The sequence below is a fragment of the Flavobacterium sp. HJSW_4 genome, from assembly GCF_042436695.1.
Lineage (GTDB): Bacteria > Bacteroidota > Bacteroidia > Flavobacteriales > Flavobacteriaceae > Flavobacterium.
In genome coordinates this window covers 1-15,953 of record NZ_JBHNPP010000021.1, presented here as the reverse complement: position 1 = coordinate 15,953, position 15,953 = coordinate 1, and the positions used below count along the sequence as shown (strand labels likewise).

The window sequence follows — 15,953 nt, the reverse complement described above, 5'->3', positions numbered from 1 at the left end:
AAATTAGTACTGATTATAAGTTACCCAGTATTTCAAGATTTACCAGGTGCCTGTTTTTTATATTAAGTTCAAGATTCCTGCCTCCATTTTTCTCAAAGACCTGCATTGTGAATTTCTTCTTTTCCGGTATCGTAAATTTAGATATCGCAAATACTACTGTAGTTTCTGATTTGTCGGAAATCCTGCTAAATTCTCCGGTGCATAAAAGCGGTGTCAGTTCTATTTCCTGAGCTGCAGTTCTTTTGGATTTTTTCTGGTCTCGGATAAAAAAACGAAGCTGGTCCACATCGTAATTAATTCTGGAATCATTCCCTAAAAACACTCTGAAATACATCACGTCCTGATGAATAAATATGCCGTCAACCTTAAACTCAATTTCTGCATTTTTTGAACCCAGTCCGCTTACCTTATTTTTCTTGGATAGAGCAAGCAGGGCATATTCTTTTATTTCTTTCTGGTTTTCGTTCTCAAGGGAAAACAGCAGCGATTTATCGTCACCAATTCCTAACCGTGCATCCACATTTAATGTAGGACACAGATCATCAAAATTTAAAATGAAACTGTAAAGTTTACCGTCGGAAGTTACAACAGTCAGGTTAGTCTGTGGAAAATTCTGTTTCCCGGCTTTAAGAAGCAGGATATTTTCCACTCCCTTTGCTTTCTGCACCAGAACATCACGGCTTCCGATATCAAGGCTTTTTACTGCATACGGAAATAAAATACTGGTGGTTTTTGTATAGCTGAGCTGTATATTATTAAATTCGGCTTTAGCATCATACTGTGCAGAAACTGAAAGACCAGCCAGAAAAATAAATGTGATAATTAGTGTCTCTAAATTTTTCATTTTCTTTTAGTTTAAAGTTATCTTTCATTCTTTTCTTTTTCATCGTAGAGAAGCACTTTGTAACCTGCCTTGACTCCTACTTTTATCAGCTTAACTTTCCTGCTTAAAAGTGATTTGGCTGCCTCCACTCCCATTCCTGCTGCCTGGGCTCCCCAAGAATCACTGACTCCTGCCAGTCCAATACTCTGCATGGACCTGTCAGCGGATGCTTTTGCTACATCCCTGTTTATGGTTCCAGGAATGTAAATGCCTTTAATGCCGTCTATATCAAAGACGGATAGTTCAACCGGGAAAATGGAATTCTGGTATTTTATGGTATTGATCTTTATTTCAAGCCTTTCTCCCTTAAGTGACGCTGTCCCAAAAACGAAACTGTTTTTGGGAATTAGTACGCCATTGATAAAAACGTCACTTGCAAGTCTGATTTTTACAATAGAACCGTTGACAATCGTCTGCGTTTCATGAACAGCTGCCTCAACTGCGTTCTGATTTTGTTCATCGTTGATTTCACCATCAAGCGAATAAAATGAATTTGCTGACTGCTCATAATTTACTTTGTTGGTCTGAAGAGAGCTCAGGTTTTGCTCTTCAGCTTTTCTGTTCACTGAAAAAACTTTTCCTTTTTGAAGCTTTGAGTTCTGACGCAGTTTTTCCTGTACACGTTCTGGGTGCTGGATATCCAGAATATTTTCCAGCATGCCGCCAAGCTGAGCAAGTTCAGGATCAGGCTCAGAAGGCGCACTCATGGCTGCCATGAGCTGTTCAAGATTTTTCAACTCGGCTGATTCACCGTGAGGCATTTTCTGGTACTGAAATTCCCTCATTTCCTGACCGCTCTGATATTCTTTTGGAGGCTCCGCAATAGCTTTCTGGAGCGCTTCAAGTTTCTGGTACATCTTCTTTTCATTCTCTGGTTTTAGATAGTCTGTTTTCAGTCCGTTTTGTTTATCATTCCATGCAACCTCATCCGTATCAAAAAAACGTTTTGATTCAAGATTATCATTATCTTCCGCAACAACCGAATAATTAGGATCTTTCTTTTTTTGTTCCTGCAGTTTTATAGAATCAATTGATGCCTGGTCATAATAGCTCATTTTATCCAAACTGGAATCTTCCTTTAGTTTTGGATTTGGAAGCAGCATATTAAATCCTTTTTTTTCAGTTCCTGAAATTGGATTTTCTGTTCCTTTGCCTCCTCCAAGCACCCAGAAAAGCATGGTTATAAATGGAAGAACAAGCAGTGGAAGAACCAGCATCATACTGCGATTCTTTTTCTCTCTGGCTGAAAGTGTTTTATTTTCCATAATCTTATTTTTTATAGTTAGATGAATTAGTTGACTTGAGTTTCGGACTGATGCTAAAATCTTCAGCGTTGGAATTTTGATTTTTAGACAAATCGGTTAAGTCTGCTGCATTTATCACACTGTCAATATATCTGCTGATATTGGATCTCTCAGCATATTTGATAAATGGCAGATCCAGAGAATGCATATGGCCTCCCTCATCACTATAAGCAGGCTTAATCACTTTTACTGCATCAATGTTCATTGATTTTTGACTTTCTGACAGAAAACCGCTCAATGCGTTAGAAACACATAAAATCGTTCCAAGGGCAGCAAAAATGATTACTGAAAACTTAAGCTGTGAATTTGAAAGGTCTCTAGTCAGCCTATTCATTTTTGTTACCCACCAGAATCTGATTATCATATATGACCTTGAAGACTTTACATTCTGTCTTTGTTTTCGCATCAGACTTCTCATGGCTTTCGGTTTACTGTTCCAAGATCTTTGTTCTCAAGAGTATTGAAGCGTTCAATCAGAAAACCATGCGGATTGTTATCGCTCCTTGAAACATTTCGCAGCGTTCCTTCTGTAATCAGATTTCTGTTCAATATGCTTGTTGTCCTTATGATGTTCTGCCGGGCATAGCATTTAAAGCGGTAGGGATATTCATTAATTTCAATGCGGACGCTGTCTACAATAACAGTCTGGCTTATATTTCCTGATATAATTCCCGAATAATATCCGTTTTCTTTTAAATCATCGTATATGCGCTTGACAGAATTATCAGCCAGATACAAGGCCTTGGTAACATTGACTTTAATTACTTTATCATCTGGGTCAAGGCTGAAGAAAAACTGATGGAATGTCCTGACATGATCCCTTGCTTCAACAGGTACATTATCCTTACGGTCTGATGCAAATGCCTCAAGCGCTTTTCCATTTGCCAGGATGTAAACCTTGTCTTGCATTAAAGCAACAGAGCTGAAACTTTTATATAATGCATAACAGGTTATGGCAGCGCAAGCAAGAACGACCAGCATAGTAAATCCCCTGACATGGCGGAAAGCCGTATCTAAATTTTTCATCTTCGTAAACATAATCTAGTGTATTTAACTTTTAGAATTTCCTTTGAGCCTGTCACTCATATAATTTCCCTTTTCTTCAAAATAAGGCGAAGTAGCTGCTGAAGATGACATGCTTTGGCTCATTCTGCCTGCTGCATTTCCCATTGAATCCATTACCATTCCTGCTCCTGTGGCAGCTCCTCCAATCACTGAGGAAGTCGATCCGCCAAACAGGCTTGTCACTTTCTGTCCCAATGCGCTTCCTCCTGATGCATGCACGATATAATTGGCCACAGAAGGCACAGTAAAGTACCCCACAATTCCAATAATCATGAAAATTAAGTATCCTATATCGGTCCTGCTGAAAAAAGTGTCTCCCGAAGTATTAATCTGAGAGATATCCAGCCTGAGCATCTGTTCCTGAATCTTCCCGATAATGCTGCCGAAAATGTTGGCAACGGGAAGCCAGAGATAAATGTTTATATACCTGGCAAGCCAGACCGTCAAGGTATGCTGGAATCCGTCAAAGACTGCGATACCAAATACCAAAGGCCCTAAGATGGACAGCACCACAAGCTGAAATGTTCTGAGAGTATCAATACACAATGAAGAAGCTTCGAAGAGAATTCTCAAAATTTCGCTAACCCATTCCTTTACAGAATTCCTGAAACTATATGAAGCTTTCTCCATTGCAAATTTTACATCATTTCCGATTCCTTCCATCAGTCCTTCATCTGAAGGATCTGCACCGTCATGGGTGTATTTATACCATCTGTCGCGGTCGCCTGTGCCCAGCACTCCGACATACATTTTCCAGGGTGCGCTTTCTTTGACTGCTTTTTCTTTTTCTCTCAGCAGCACTTCGATTGCTTTGTTTGCCCCTTCAACCATAGAAGCTGTGGCAGTAACGGTTGGTTTCATGATCCCGTTTATGAGCGCCAGAACAGAAGGAAAAATCATAATGCAGAAACCGATCACAAAGGGCCTGAAGAGCGGATAAAAATCAATCGGTTCCGCATTGGCAATATGACGCCAGACTCTTGAAGCGATATAGAAAATTGCAGCAAATCCCGCCAGCCCCTGCCCGACTCCAATCAGATTGCTGCAAAGCGGCATCATCTCATCGTAAAGCTGTTCCAGAACTGCATGAAGACTGCCAATATTATCTCCGAGTCCCTGTGCAGAAACTGTTTCAGGGAACATAAAGAGCATTAATACTAATACAGCTGATTTGAAAATATTTATCATAAGGCCAGAGTTAATTTTTAAACCGATAACTGTTCCGAATCGCATTCGCATCATTAGCTTCCTTAGAACGCTGCAGCGCAAGCACTGATGTTGATCCGTTAAAATCATTTAGAAACAGCACCTTCTGCTGCATATCTTCATATATCTTATCTATAGCTGCAAGCCTTTCGTCATCACTCATTCGGAGTTTATCAGCTGTTACGATGGAAGTCAGTTCGTCTAAATTTCTGAGGCTTTCCCTGCTTAAATTAGAATACACTTTTTCAAAATACTGAATTTCCTGACGGCTGAACTTTTCATTTTTAATTATAAGGTCTATCCCTTTTCTGCTTTCCCTCATGAGCGTTAACTGATAGTCGATAATGTCCCCGACTCTTTTGTAATTCTTTACAACTGGGCTGACCTGCATCAGGGCATCCAGGAAAGTCTTATGCAGTGAAAAATTCCCCTCTGACATATCTTTGACGGCCTTATACCCTCCGCTTAGAATATCATATCCTTTTTTCATGTCGCTTAATATCTTTTTAAACTGCGACAGCTTTTCGATATTTAAAATAAGCTGCTGGATTTCAGCTGACTGTGCCTTTCCAGTAAAAGGCATAAAAAACAGAAATAGCATTGCAAAAAATATAAGTATCTTTTTCATGATTTGTTATTTTATAAGCCAAGCAGAACTTCGGCTTGTTTGACATCATTTTTTTCTCTTGCTTTTGATAATGCCAGAAGTTTAATCTCACCGCTGAATTTTTTACAGAAAGAATAATCTTCCCGCGCGGCTTCATAAAGCTTATCAATGCGTTCAATACGTTCATCATCTTTCATTTCAAGTGAAGTACTGGTTGTGATAAGAAGCAGCAAATCAAGATTGTCATCACAGCTGTCCGCCAGTCGCCTGAAAGTCCTTTCAATGTATTCAAGTTCATTTCCGTGAAACAGATCATCCTGAGGGAGGCTTGCTAAAGTATTTTTATATATCTTAAAAATTTCAATCTGAAGAGTGATTATTTCAGCTACCCTGCCATAGCTTTTTACTTTAGGATTAACCGATACCAGTGATATGAAATAATCGCTGTGCAGATTCACTTCTCCTTTCTTTGCATCTGATATAAAGTTAAGTCCGTTTTTAAAGGCCTTATAGCCTTTTGCAGCATAATCCACATAAGTTCGCAGGGCTGCTATCTGAAGCAGCAGCATTCTTTTCTGTTTTGCCTGCTGAGCTTGAAGCTGGCATACAGATAAACATAAAACCGCAAGAAGCATTATTATCTTTTTCATTAGTTTTAGAGTTGATTACTGAATTCCGTAAAATTGTTTCACTTTATTTGTATCAGCATCTGTTTTGGCTCTTTGGAGGCTGAGCAGTACATTCTGCTGGTTAAAAAGCCTCAGATCATTGTAATTTGAATCTATCTTATCCGCTGCTGTATTTATAATTTCGAGTCTTTTCAAATCGCTCATCTGCGTGGTGAAAGATTCTATGATTAAAAATATCTGGTCGATATTCTTCATGCTTTCTTCAAGAATTCCATCATATACTTTTTCCATGTATTCAAGTTCAGAGATCTTGAAATGGTCGTCTCTTTTAAAAAGATTCCAGGCCCTTTCATATTCCGCAATCAGGCGGTTCTGTTTTGCTGAAATTTCTTTAATCCTCTGATAGTAGGCAATAATAGATTTCACCTTCTGCAGCTCGTCGTAATAGTCCTTATAGAGATCACGCTGTTTTTTTGTCCAGTCAGAAATTTCATTGAGTTTCAGTTTCGAAAGTGTATTTTCAATCTGCTTTTGTGCATTCTGAAGCCAGATGGTCTTGTTCTGAAGCCTTTGGATCCCCAGGTCAATTGCCTTAATTACTTTCTTGGTAACTGCCTTTACAATCTCCAGTATAGGCAGGGCTGCTGTCTTTTCTACAGGTCTTGCAGGCATGCTTACTAAAAAGAAGCACATTAAAAATGTGACAGCTTTAATTTTCGTTTTCATTTTTACACTAATTTAAGTTCCGCTTCTTAATTCCTTAGCCATAGCGGCAATTCCTTTTTTGATGTCTCCTCCAAATTTTTGGGCGTAGGCATTCATTTTTACTTTCTCGCTTTCCTCTGTAGTGTAGGCAAGATATTCTTCCAGAGATACTTCTGTCCTGTATACCTTAGACAGCATTCCTCCAAGTGAGATAAAAACCTCCTTGTATTTCTTGGAAGGATCATTTGCTTTGTTTACCGAAAGCACCAGAGCCTTTTCCTTATCGGTCAGCCCAAGCAGTTCCTGAATCTGGTCAAACTTATTCTGGTATTTGCTCTGGTCCAGAAGAATTTTGCAGTCGCTGTTATTAATGATTGCCTGCTTTACCACGGGTGAAGAGATAATATCTTCAACCTCCTGCGTCACTACTATCGCCTCGCCAAAGAACTTACGCACAGTTTTAAAAAGATACTTGATATATTCTGACATTCCTTCCTTTGCAATAGCTTTCCATGCTTCCTCAATAAGGATCATTTTTCGTATACCCTTCAGCTTTCTCATCTTACTGATGAAAACTTCCATGATTATTATGGTCACTACCGGAAAAAGAATCGGATGGTCTTTGATGTTGTCCAGTTCAAATACAATAAAGCGCTCTTTTAGAAGATCCAGATTTTCAGTAGCATTGAGCAGATAGTCGAACTCTCCTCCGCTGTAATAAGGGCGAAGCACATAAAGGAAATTATTCACATCAAAATCCTTATCTTTTACATTATCACCTTCAAGAATTGTTACAAATTCCTGTTTTAAAAACTCATAAAAAGTATTGAAACAGGGAAAGATGGATTCATCCTTATCCAATTTATCGAAATACAGCTGCAGGGCATTGGAAAGCGCCACGTATTCGCTTCTGTTAAATGTTTCATCATCTTTCTTCCACAAAGCCAGCAAAAGCGTTTTGATGCTTTCCTTTTTCTCGGTATCAAGACTGTCTCCTTCCCCAATATAAAATGGATTGAAACGAATCGGATTCTTCTCGTCATAGGTAAAATAATAGCCGTTTACCATATCGCATAAGCCTTTGTAGCTGTGACCAACATCCACCAAGACAATATGAGTTCCCTGTTCGTAATAGCTTCTGACCATATGATTGGTAAAGAAGGATTTTCCGCTTCCAGAAGGCCCCAAGACAAACTTGTTTCGGTTAGTGCAGATTCCCATCTTCACCGGCTCGTCGCTTATATCCACGTGAACGGGCTTGCCAGTCAGACGGTCTCCAAGACGTATTCCGCAGGGACTCAGTGAGGATCGGTAACCGGTCTCCATATTCAGAAAACAGACAGCCTGCTCGGTAAAAGTGTCAAAGGCATCATTCATCGGAAAATCAGCCGCATTGCCAGGAATTCCCGCCCAGTAAATCTGCGGAGCTCCAACTGTCTCCTGTTTAGCCGCCGCATCCATCTGCGCTAAAGCAGATGACACTTTGTTTTTTATGTCTTTGAGTTCTTCCTTTTCAGATGTCCAGGCAAGTACATTAAAATGTGCTTTTACTGGCAGGCGCTGCTGTGCAATCGCTTCATTGAGAAAATCATTTGTGGCATCCCTTGCAATCATATTTTCCCGGCTGTAGGCTGAAAGTGACTGAAGCCGCAATCTTTTACTCTCCAGCTTCTGGATTGTTTTCTGCGCGTCTTCAATGAATATATACTGGTTGTATATATGATTGCAGGACAGCAGCTGGCCGAGTGTTGAGGCAAATCCAATGCTGAACTTTGTCTTATCGGTTGAATATCTGTCAAAATTGATCCTTGAACCGCAGAGTGCCGGCAGATCTGCTGCATCACCCAATGTATACAGCTGGGTGTGTCTATCCCCAATCTGCATCCCATCTGCAAACTTGAGATCATTGTACACGAACGAATTTTCTTTTTCAGATAAAAAGCAGTACTTTTCTATGAGCCCCGTTTTTCTGCTCTGACTTTTCAGCTCATTGTTGCGAAGTCTTTTCAGCCTTATGAATCCGCTGTCCTCCATGATTCTTTTAAACTGTCCCGTGCTGTCAATGAAATCTTGGAGAAACTGCAAATTGAGAGTTTCGTCAGGCACAAGATTATTCCTTATAAGATTAGAAAATAACGAACTGGAATTTTTTCTCCCTGCTGGTTTCTTGGTAATCATTATATAACAGCAGTGGTCAAGAAATGGTCTTTCATTAAAAAAGCGCTCACTGCTTCTGGTCAAAAAACTGCTGTCTTCATTCTCAAAATCTGCTTTATAACTGCTTTCTAAAAACCAATCCTGTTTATGAAAAACTGTGAACTTCGGAAGTATTTTTACAGCCTTGATCCATGACTGGTGAAAAGCCTCGTATTCCTGGTCAGACATTGTGAAAATTTCCGGCAGATCCGCCTTAAAAACCACTGTTATATCACCCTGCTTTGATAAAATGCAGTCATGCTGCACATCCATAATCGGTAAAACATCATCTAACTCCTTTTGCATTTTTTCTAGTTTTACTAATTTTCACTTTATTCATAATGATACTTCTGGCCGAATTTAAAATATGGAGCCCAAGATTTGGATCCACACAGTTTCGAAGAACCTGCCTTTTGTTTGAAATATTAGATTCCTTTAAACTGAAACCTAAAGATTCTTCCAGTTCAGGAATCTGAGCGTGACGTATTTTAATCACTGCCTTTAATTCCGATTCTGTAATCTGAAAATTGGACCAGAAAAGATGACGTTGCAGAGCAGCATCAGGTTCAATGAGTGGACTGTAATAAGGCTTGACATTTTCAACAGCCCATAAACAATCGGCATTATACTGCAGAAATAGAATTTCCTGATACAGCCTCATGTCGGGAAATACAGCAGGTGTGCCTCGGAATCTCACACAGATATTCTGCCTGAAAGAGGAATGTGACTGGCACGGCGGTGATGACCAGATAAAATCAAATTCTTTATAATGATCCAAAAGATACTGATGTGCATCCCCTACAATAACTTTATCATCTGGAAAGTTCTGCGCGTACAAAGCTGCCAGTGCAGGATCCAGCTCAACTGCCGTAACTGATACCTCATCCCAGTTTTTTCTATTTCCGCCAAGCCCGGCATATAAGTTTAAGACCTTCATAATTCACCTTCATCTAAACAACGTTCTATAACTATCACTTAATAAAAACTGCCCTGCTCCGCACTTTAACACATTTAGGAATCTGCCTGGCTGCTAAAGCCTTCATCATGCCGAATTCACCATACTGCCCGCTCATTTTATAGATCTTAATCACCATCACAGTTCCTGCCGTACCAATTAAAGCTACACAGACAAGTGATGGAATGCCGACTATGAAAAGCACTGCAAAAACAATCATCAGTCCCACGACACCTCCGCCCAGATACCATATGTACTGAGCTTTTAGGCCTTTAAATTCCATTGACTGATTGATCCCTTTGTTAATCTGATAAACACTGCTCATTTTAAAGCTGCTTATACTCCAAAGAAAGATTTGATCACAGTGGCAACTACTACCAGAAACACGCAGCTGCCAAACCATGCTGCTGCCACTTTACCTGTGTCGGGATCTCCTGCATTCCATTTCTGATATACTTTCACCGCTCCTATTAGTCCGAGTATTGCTCCTACTGCATACATAAGTTCTGTGCCTGCATCAAAATAGCTTCTCACCTTTTGGTTGGCTTCATTTATTCCGGCAACACCGTCTTGGGCATATCCATTCCCATTAATTATCATAACCAAAAGAATAGTGCTTATTAATGCCTTGTTAGTTTTAAAAAAACGCTTTAACTTTATTCCATCATCCAACATCTTACATCATTTTAAAGATTAATACTAATTCAAAAAGCAGAGGAACAGCGCCGTCGCATCATCTATTCTCCTTGTCACATTTTACCATACCGCACTAGAGCGGACGGGGAAAGTTCCTCTGCTGTCATTTAATTATTTTCCTCCCATAGTTCGTCTGCCTCAATAGAAGTGAGAAGCAGTTCGGGGTGCTTTTTCGTTTCGTAAGCAAGCAGATTATTCACATTGCTGCGTAAAGAAGAGATCTTCACATAAGGGTATTCAGAGAGTATTAATCTAATGTAATTATTGAACTCCTGTTTTGGACGGCGCAGTTCGGCGCTTTCTGAAACTGCTCCAGTCAGTAGTGCTGACAGTTCTTTAACCTCATCAAGGGTAGCAAAAGATTCTTGAAATGCTTCATTGAGATTTGTAGGATTACCATCTTCCTGGTCAGAAGAAGACAAGGAATCATTTATTGTTTTTTTTCCTAATGACGGAAAACCGATTTTCTTTCTGCCTGAGAGAATCTGCTTTATTTCAGAAGAATAATAGCGGACGCCTATATACAGATACCACAAAACTAATAGAATAACAACAGTCACTAGGTAACTGTTCCATGAAATAGAATTTAACATAGCATTTTTCATTTTTCATTCAACATCATCTCATACTATGAATAAACCACGAAGAACAATTATGGTTTATTTTACATTCCAAAGTAACTTCCAAAATAAAACTTCTACAAGTACAACTTTTTCTGTACCCCAGCTGTACCCCTGTCCCTTTCAATAAAATCGAGGTATCAGCATATAAAATATTTTAAAACAAAAAAAGGGATGAACTCATGTTCATCCCTTAAATTAAAAACTAAGTTTTATAAGCCGTAAATAATTAATTCCTGCTCCAGGCTTTCATTATTTTATCAATACTTTTTGGCAGCTCTTTCTTTTCATAAGAACTTTTAAAAGTTATAATTCGATCATTTGCTTTATCTATAATCCTGACTTTCTCAACAAATCCTCCATCTGTCTCTTTAGATACAATTTTACTAATCTGAACAGGAAAATACCTTGGAGTTTTGCTTATGTAAGCCTCATATTTTAGTTCTGAATTATCTGCTTTCTTAAAACCAATGGCAAGCTTATAGTTATTGCCATTTAGAATTGTATCCTTAATTTTAATATCCTTCACATCTGCAAAAAAGTCAACATCTCTTTTTAAAAAGCTTAATCCTTCTTTCTTGTTTTCTATACTCTCGCTTAAATAAGGTTTTTCATCGATCCCGATTTTTTTATAAGCAGAATAAATCCCTTTCTGTGTGTTTATAAAAAAGACATTTAAGGTATCTGCCCCTGCGAATTCTCCATTAAATCTTTTTAATTTAACGTTAAATTCTAAAACATTTTTATTATTATCTATAGTTAAAATTGAAACAGGAGTCAAAGATTCGCTGCCTTTACTGGATGAAATTTCACTCTGTAAAGTAATGTAACCGGATAAATCATCTCGTTTTTGTGAGCACGAAAAATTAACAAAAAGCAGAAAAATAAAAAAGCAAAATTTATATAACATAGATAAGATGATTTATGGGTAAATTGTAAAAATACAATAATTATCAATTGGCGTGTCATACCAGCCTGTTACATGCAGGGTGCCCTGAACCTGTGACAAAATCTGATTTTGTGTCCCCACTATTCGTACATTTCCCGCACTATTAAACTCCTGCCATGATATTACACCAAATGTAAGTCCTTCAAACCTTGTACCGAAATGGGATACCTGTAAGACCTGATACATATTATGTACAACATCTTCAAAGGATTTAATTCGCCACATTCCGTATGGATTTTCTGCCACTTTCCATTCTACCCTTCTGTAAAAAAGACTTCCCCCCATATCATCTGTCCTTAATTCTCCTGGCTGGGCACCTCCCGGAGTAGGAATAATCGCTGCCATTTCTTCCGGGCTGTAAGTATCCAGAGCAGCAGCTGTTAATGTTTCTGATTCGTTAACATCAATTTTATTCTTTTTGCTAAAATTACTGACTAGTAATTCTTTGTCTTCTGATTTTGCAGATGTATAAGCATTTAAAAAGCTTTTTGCTTCCAATGCTGTTATATCTTTCTTTTCAGAACTAACATTTTCTTCTGCAGTGTTATCGCTGCTGCATGAAATGATAGAAATAAGAACTAAAAAAAAAGTAAAAATTTTAATTAAAATAAATTTCTTAATCATAATAATTGATTTATGGGTTAATTAATAATAAAACTTTTACAAGTGTAAAAAAAAACAATTAAAATAACGATAAAACACCCTTATTAATTTTTAAGAATTATCTTATATTGATTTGCTTCGTACATTAATTATTTTTCCTACATTTTTATTCATGTTAAATTGCTTTTTTCATAAATACAAATCTGATTTGTCAATGATCTGCCAGCCATCTTCAGAATAAATAAAATATGCTTTTTCTTTTTTTTCAGCAGGAAGGCCAGGCCATAATACTCCAAAATCATTCATTTCATATTTAACAATATACTCAACGTACACAATCTTTTTATTACTTGTTTCCGCAGTCACTTTAATGATTTTACTGAACCTTTTCGTTCCTATCTTCAACTTCTGAATTTTATATTCTTTATCCTCTGATGTCCTTTCAAGCAGAAAAGGTTTCGATAAATCAGTAAATTCTACCAAAGGTTTGTCACGATCTTTAAATTCCCTTACTTTCCTTATCTGCACGAGGCCTTTTTCTTCCAGTCCCGCATCCAGCATTCTTTTTGCATGGGCAGGATCATTCCGGAAAACTTCAAAATCAATAACTGAGGGATATTTATATTTATTAATAATCATATTTTCAGCAGTCTTAGGATCCAGTTCTTTTTTCTGGCATGAAATAAAAAGAAGCAGAAGCACTGGCACTATTTTTAATAATGTTTTCATAATCTCAAAAATTAAATTAATATTCTTTTATATGCTTAATAATTTTCTCTAAGGTTTTAATCACAAATTCTTTATCTTTTTCCTCAGGATTATAGGACTTGCTTCTGACGGATTGATAAGATAAATTTCGTTTAAAAGGCGTGGACAGATAAGGAACAATCGTTTTAAAAATCAGACTCATTGATCTTGCTTTCAATATTCTTGTTTCATCGGTTGCTCTCAAAATAAGCCCCATTTGATCAGAGGAAAGGGTGCACTGGATCTTGTTTTCATCAGTTAAATGTGAATTATTTGCTTTTCTTTTATAAGATAAAATATCTGATCCTACAGCTTCTTCCCGGTTTTGGAGGAAACTAATCTCTGATATAAACCAGTTCTCCAAAACATCCTTAACGTTCTGGTGGCTGGCATCAAATGTTATTTTTACGTTAGAGTGAAGCTGTTTGAAATCCTTGAAATAGAACAAAAGCAGGTTTAATTTGGCTGATTGTTTTTCAGCATTGTAAATATGTTCAGTCATTCTCTCCGTAAGTATCGAAATGTATTGCACCGAATTAAAGTTATGATCAATTAGAAGTTCATCAAGAGGAGTGAAAATGGAAGGATTTTCCAGATCGTCATTATGTTCTTCAAGTTGCTTTAAAAGCTCCCGGAAATAAAGGATCCGACGATAAGTAAGTTTTTTTCCATTATCAGCTTCAATAGCATTCTGCAGTATTTTTATAACTCGCTTCATCGTTAATTTATCAGACTCAGTGTTTAAATTCCTTTTACTGATTCTTTGCAGTTTTAATGCTAGTTCTTTTCTGCATACCATAAGATAGGTAATTGGAACTCTCTCATCTAGACTAAGATAATAAGAGAACCTATCCTCGATAAAAGAAATCAGATAATCCAGGCTTGAAATGAGAAGATCCGCTAGCCGCATTATTTTCTCTGATTGGATGACTCTTTCTGTTCGATTCTCAATAATACTGTCCAGCAGAAAAACTAGTGTTGAATGATATTGTCTGACTGTGACACGAATATGTCTTTTCTTTTTTAGTGAGAAGACTTCATTTTTTAGATGTACTTGTACTTTAATAGATTCTTTGGAAATATTTTCTGTAATAGCTGCTATATCATTATCGGTTAAACTATCAACATTAATGCTTAATGGATCAAAAGTCTGCAGTATCAAAGAATCAAACCATTCTAGTGGATATATAGTATTCATCATAGCATAGTTTTTTTTCTATAATTGCGTCAACAATTAGCTTCCGTTCAATTTGTCAAAAAAATTAGATCGATAGTCAGAAGGCGATAATAAAGTGTACTTTTTAAAGAATATCCTAAAAATTGACAGATTATCGAATCCCAATTCCTCTGCTATTTCTACCAAACTCAGCTGAATATCCTCAAGAAGAATTTTAGCCTCGCTTACAATTGCCTCTATTATTAAAAGTTTGACGCTCTTACCAGTTACTTCTTTAACTACTCTGTTTAAGTAAATTGGAGTGATAAAAAGAGCACCAGCATAAAATTGAACATGATGTTGCTTTTTATAATGAATTGATAATATTGTCAAAAACTCCATAACAATATTTTCTTTTCTTGTGAAGCTAGCTATTGAATTCCCTAGATGCTTCGTATAAATAACTTGAAGTTCGTAAAGGAATAAATTTAAACTTATGCGACGAAGTTCACTTTCACATCCTCCACTATTTGCATCCAGATTTACATAATATACAAGCCTATAAATAAGAGATAAAACTGAGTATTCGTTTTCATCCAGAGAAGCTTTCATCATTTCTTTTCTGATAAAAAAATAAAACGAATCAATAAGCTCTTTCTTCAGACAGTTTTTAACTGCAAATTCTGAAGAGAATGTAACTAGGTAAAGCTGCAGTCTATCTCGAATTTCAAGAATATTACAATCAGAGTCTTTAGGAATTATAATTAAATCTCGTGCAGACAAATCTTGAATAACATCTTCAAGTTTTAATTTAAAACTACCTGACCTAATTAGCAATATTGCTAAATTTTCAGATCTAAATTCATCTTCTCCACTAGTAACCGCTTCATACTTTTTAATAAGATGAATATCAAATCCCTCAATAGGACGGTTTTCCAGTTTTGTATTGATTAAATTCTTTATCATTATTTTACTCTTAACATTTTTAATATGCACCCTAATATTCAATCTTTAAATTTTCTTCGAATAATGAGAAAAAAAAAGAAATAAAGATTGGAGAGAGTTGTTATATAAAGTACATACGCAGAGATTCTAAGATTGCTTCTTAAAATCAGCGCACTATGATTTTCGGCTTCCATCCCATCATAGGTAAAAAGACCTATGATGAAATAGAGACCTGTCAGATTTATTAAAATCAGAAGTGTAAATAAAATGCTTCGCAGTTTCATTTTATAGGATTTTAAAAATCTTAGAAATTTTATTTGATTGCGTTTAAAAGAACTGCGAGATTAACAAAAGTCATCTGGCTCTTTTTCAAGAAAGAAGCTGATGGTCTGTTTGTTACAGAAGTCTGCCAATCAGGATCACGTTGTCTAGCTTCTGCATATAAGGAGTATCTTGAAATAGAAGAAACTTTTAGAATTGTATCTTTTTCATCTTCTTCCAAAATTGAATCAACTACAACTGCAGCTTCATAGGATACAATATGTTCGTAGACCTCATCATAGTCATCTTGCTGTCTGTTAATAAGATCTGCAACAAATGCATTTAAATTAGTTTTAACTGCAATACTCAAATCAGAGTCATCTATAATTTCAACTAGTTTTCCTTCGGGATCCGCTAAAATTAAAA

At 36.9% G+C, this 15,953-nt stretch carries 19 protein-coding genes; all 19 read right to left on the bottom strand.

What is annotated here, in order from left to right:
* Window positions 1–13: 13 nt before the first annotated feature.
* On the bottom strand, window positions 14–844 hold the full coding sequence (gene traN, locus ACE01P_RS17805; RefSeq protein ID WP_379700232.1) for a conjugative transposon protein TraN: 831 nt from the start codon (window positions 842–844) through the stop codon (window positions 14–16).
* Window positions 845–861: 17 nt separating this feature from the next.
* Window positions 862–2,148 carry a conjugative transposon protein TraM gene (gene traM / locus ACE01P_RS17800; RefSeq protein ID WP_379700231.1) on the bottom strand — a complete coding sequence of 429 codons (1,287 nt, stop codon included), beginning with the start codon at window positions 2,146–2,148 and terminating at the stop codon, window positions 862–864.
* A gap of 4 nt (window positions 2,149–2,152) precedes the next feature.
* Window positions 2,153–2,521, bottom strand: coding sequence for a hypothetical protein (locus ACE01P_RS17795; protein WP_379700230.1), 369 nt, complete (start codon window positions 2,519–2,521; stop codon window positions 2,153–2,155).
* 80 nt (window positions 2,522–2,601) lie between these two features.
* Window positions 2,602–3,213, bottom strand: a complete 612-nt coding sequence (traK, locus tag ACE01P_RS17790; protein ID WP_379700229.1) for a conjugative transposon protein TraK — start codon at window positions 3,211–3,213, stop codon at window positions 2,602–2,604.
* A 24-nt stretch (window positions 3,214–3,237) separates the two neighbouring features.
* Window positions 3,238–4,404 (bottom strand): conjugative transposon protein TraJ, encoded by a 1,167-nt coding sequence (gene traJ, locus ACE01P_RS17785; RefSeq protein ID WP_379700321.1) that lies wholly within the window; start codon window positions 4,402–4,404, stop codon window positions 3,238–3,240.
* A gap of 46 nt (window positions 4,405–4,450) precedes the next feature.
* Window positions 4,451–5,086: a TerB family tellurite resistance protein gene (locus ACE01P_RS17780; RefSeq protein WP_379700228.1), complete on the bottom strand. Its 636-nt coding sequence runs from the start codon at window positions 5,084–5,086 to the stop codon at window positions 4,451–4,453.
* An 11-nt stretch (window positions 5,087–5,097) separates the two neighbouring features.
* Window positions 5,098–5,715, bottom strand: coding sequence for a hypothetical protein (locus ACE01P_RS17775; protein WP_379700227.1), 618 nt, complete (start codon window positions 5,713–5,715; stop codon window positions 5,098–5,100).
* 15 nt (window positions 5,716–5,730) lie between these two features.
* Window positions 5,731–6,420: a conjugal transfer protein TraI gene (locus tag ACE01P_RS17770; RefSeq protein ID WP_379700226.1), complete on the bottom strand. Its 690-nt coding sequence runs from the start codon at window positions 6,418–6,420 to the stop codon at window positions 5,731–5,733.
* 12 nt (window positions 6,421–6,432) lie between these two features.
* Window positions 6,433–8,901, bottom strand: coding sequence for a TraG family conjugative transposon ATPase (locus tag ACE01P_RS17765; RefSeq protein ID WP_379700225.1), 2,469 nt, complete (start codon window positions 8,899–8,901; stop codon window positions 6,433–6,435).
* Entirely contained in the window at window positions 8,882–9,532 is a 651-nt protein-coding gene (locus ACE01P_RS17760) for a DNA cytosine methyltransferase (protein WP_379700224.1), read from the bottom strand. Before ACE01P_RS17760 ends, ACE01P_RS17765 begins: the two co-directional genes overlap by 20 nt.
* Before the next feature lie 34 nt (window positions 9,533–9,566).
* Entirely contained in the window at window positions 9,567–9,875 is a 309-nt protein-coding gene (locus tag ACE01P_RS17755; RefSeq protein WP_379700223.1) for a DUF4133 domain-containing protein, read from the bottom strand.
* 11 nt (window positions 9,876–9,886) lie between these two features.
* On the bottom strand, window positions 9,887–10,150 hold the full coding sequence (locus tag ACE01P_RS17750) for a DUF4134 domain-containing protein (protein ID WP_281631635.1): 264 nt from the start codon (window positions 10,148–10,150) through the stop codon (window positions 9,887–9,889).
* Between the two features lie 203 nt (window positions 10,151–10,353).
* Window positions 10,354–10,851: a hypothetical protein gene (locus ACE01P_RS17745; RefSeq protein ID WP_379700222.1), complete on the bottom strand. Its 498-nt coding sequence runs from the start codon at window positions 10,849–10,851 to the stop codon at window positions 10,354–10,356.
* Window positions 10,852–11,095: 244 nt separating this feature from the next.
* On the bottom strand, window positions 11,096–11,776 hold the full coding sequence (locus ACE01P_RS17740) for a hypothetical protein (RefSeq protein ID WP_379700221.1): 681 nt from the start codon (window positions 11,774–11,776) through the stop codon (window positions 11,096–11,098).
* A gap of 12 nt (window positions 11,777–11,788) precedes the next feature.
* The gene (locus ACE01P_RS17735; protein ID WP_379700220.1) at window positions 11,789–12,439 is read right to left on the bottom strand and encodes a hypothetical protein; all 651 of its coding nucleotides are present in this window, start codon (window positions 12,437–12,439) and stop codon (window positions 11,789–11,791) included.
* 168 nt (window positions 12,440–12,607) lie between these two features.
* The gene (locus ACE01P_RS17730) at window positions 12,608–13,147 is read right to left on the bottom strand and encodes a hypothetical protein (protein ID WP_379700219.1); all 540 of its coding nucleotides are present in this window, start codon (window positions 13,145–13,147) and stop codon (window positions 12,608–12,610) included.
* A 16-nt stretch (window positions 13,148–13,163) separates the two neighbouring features.
* Window positions 13,164–14,366 (bottom strand): hypothetical protein, encoded by a 1,203-nt coding sequence (locus ACE01P_RS17725; protein ID WP_379700218.1) that lies wholly within the window; start codon window positions 14,364–14,366, stop codon window positions 13,164–13,166.
* A 33-nt stretch (window positions 14,367–14,399) separates the two neighbouring features.
* Window positions 14,400–15,287, bottom strand: coding sequence for a helix-turn-helix domain-containing protein (locus ACE01P_RS17720; RefSeq protein WP_379700217.1), 888 nt, complete (start codon window positions 15,285–15,287; stop codon window positions 14,400–14,402).
* 292 nt (window positions 15,288–15,579) lie between these two features.
* The coding region (locus ACE01P_RS17715; protein WP_379700216.1) for a hypothetical protein at window positions 15,580–15,953 on the bottom strand (374 nt) is incomplete at its 5' end.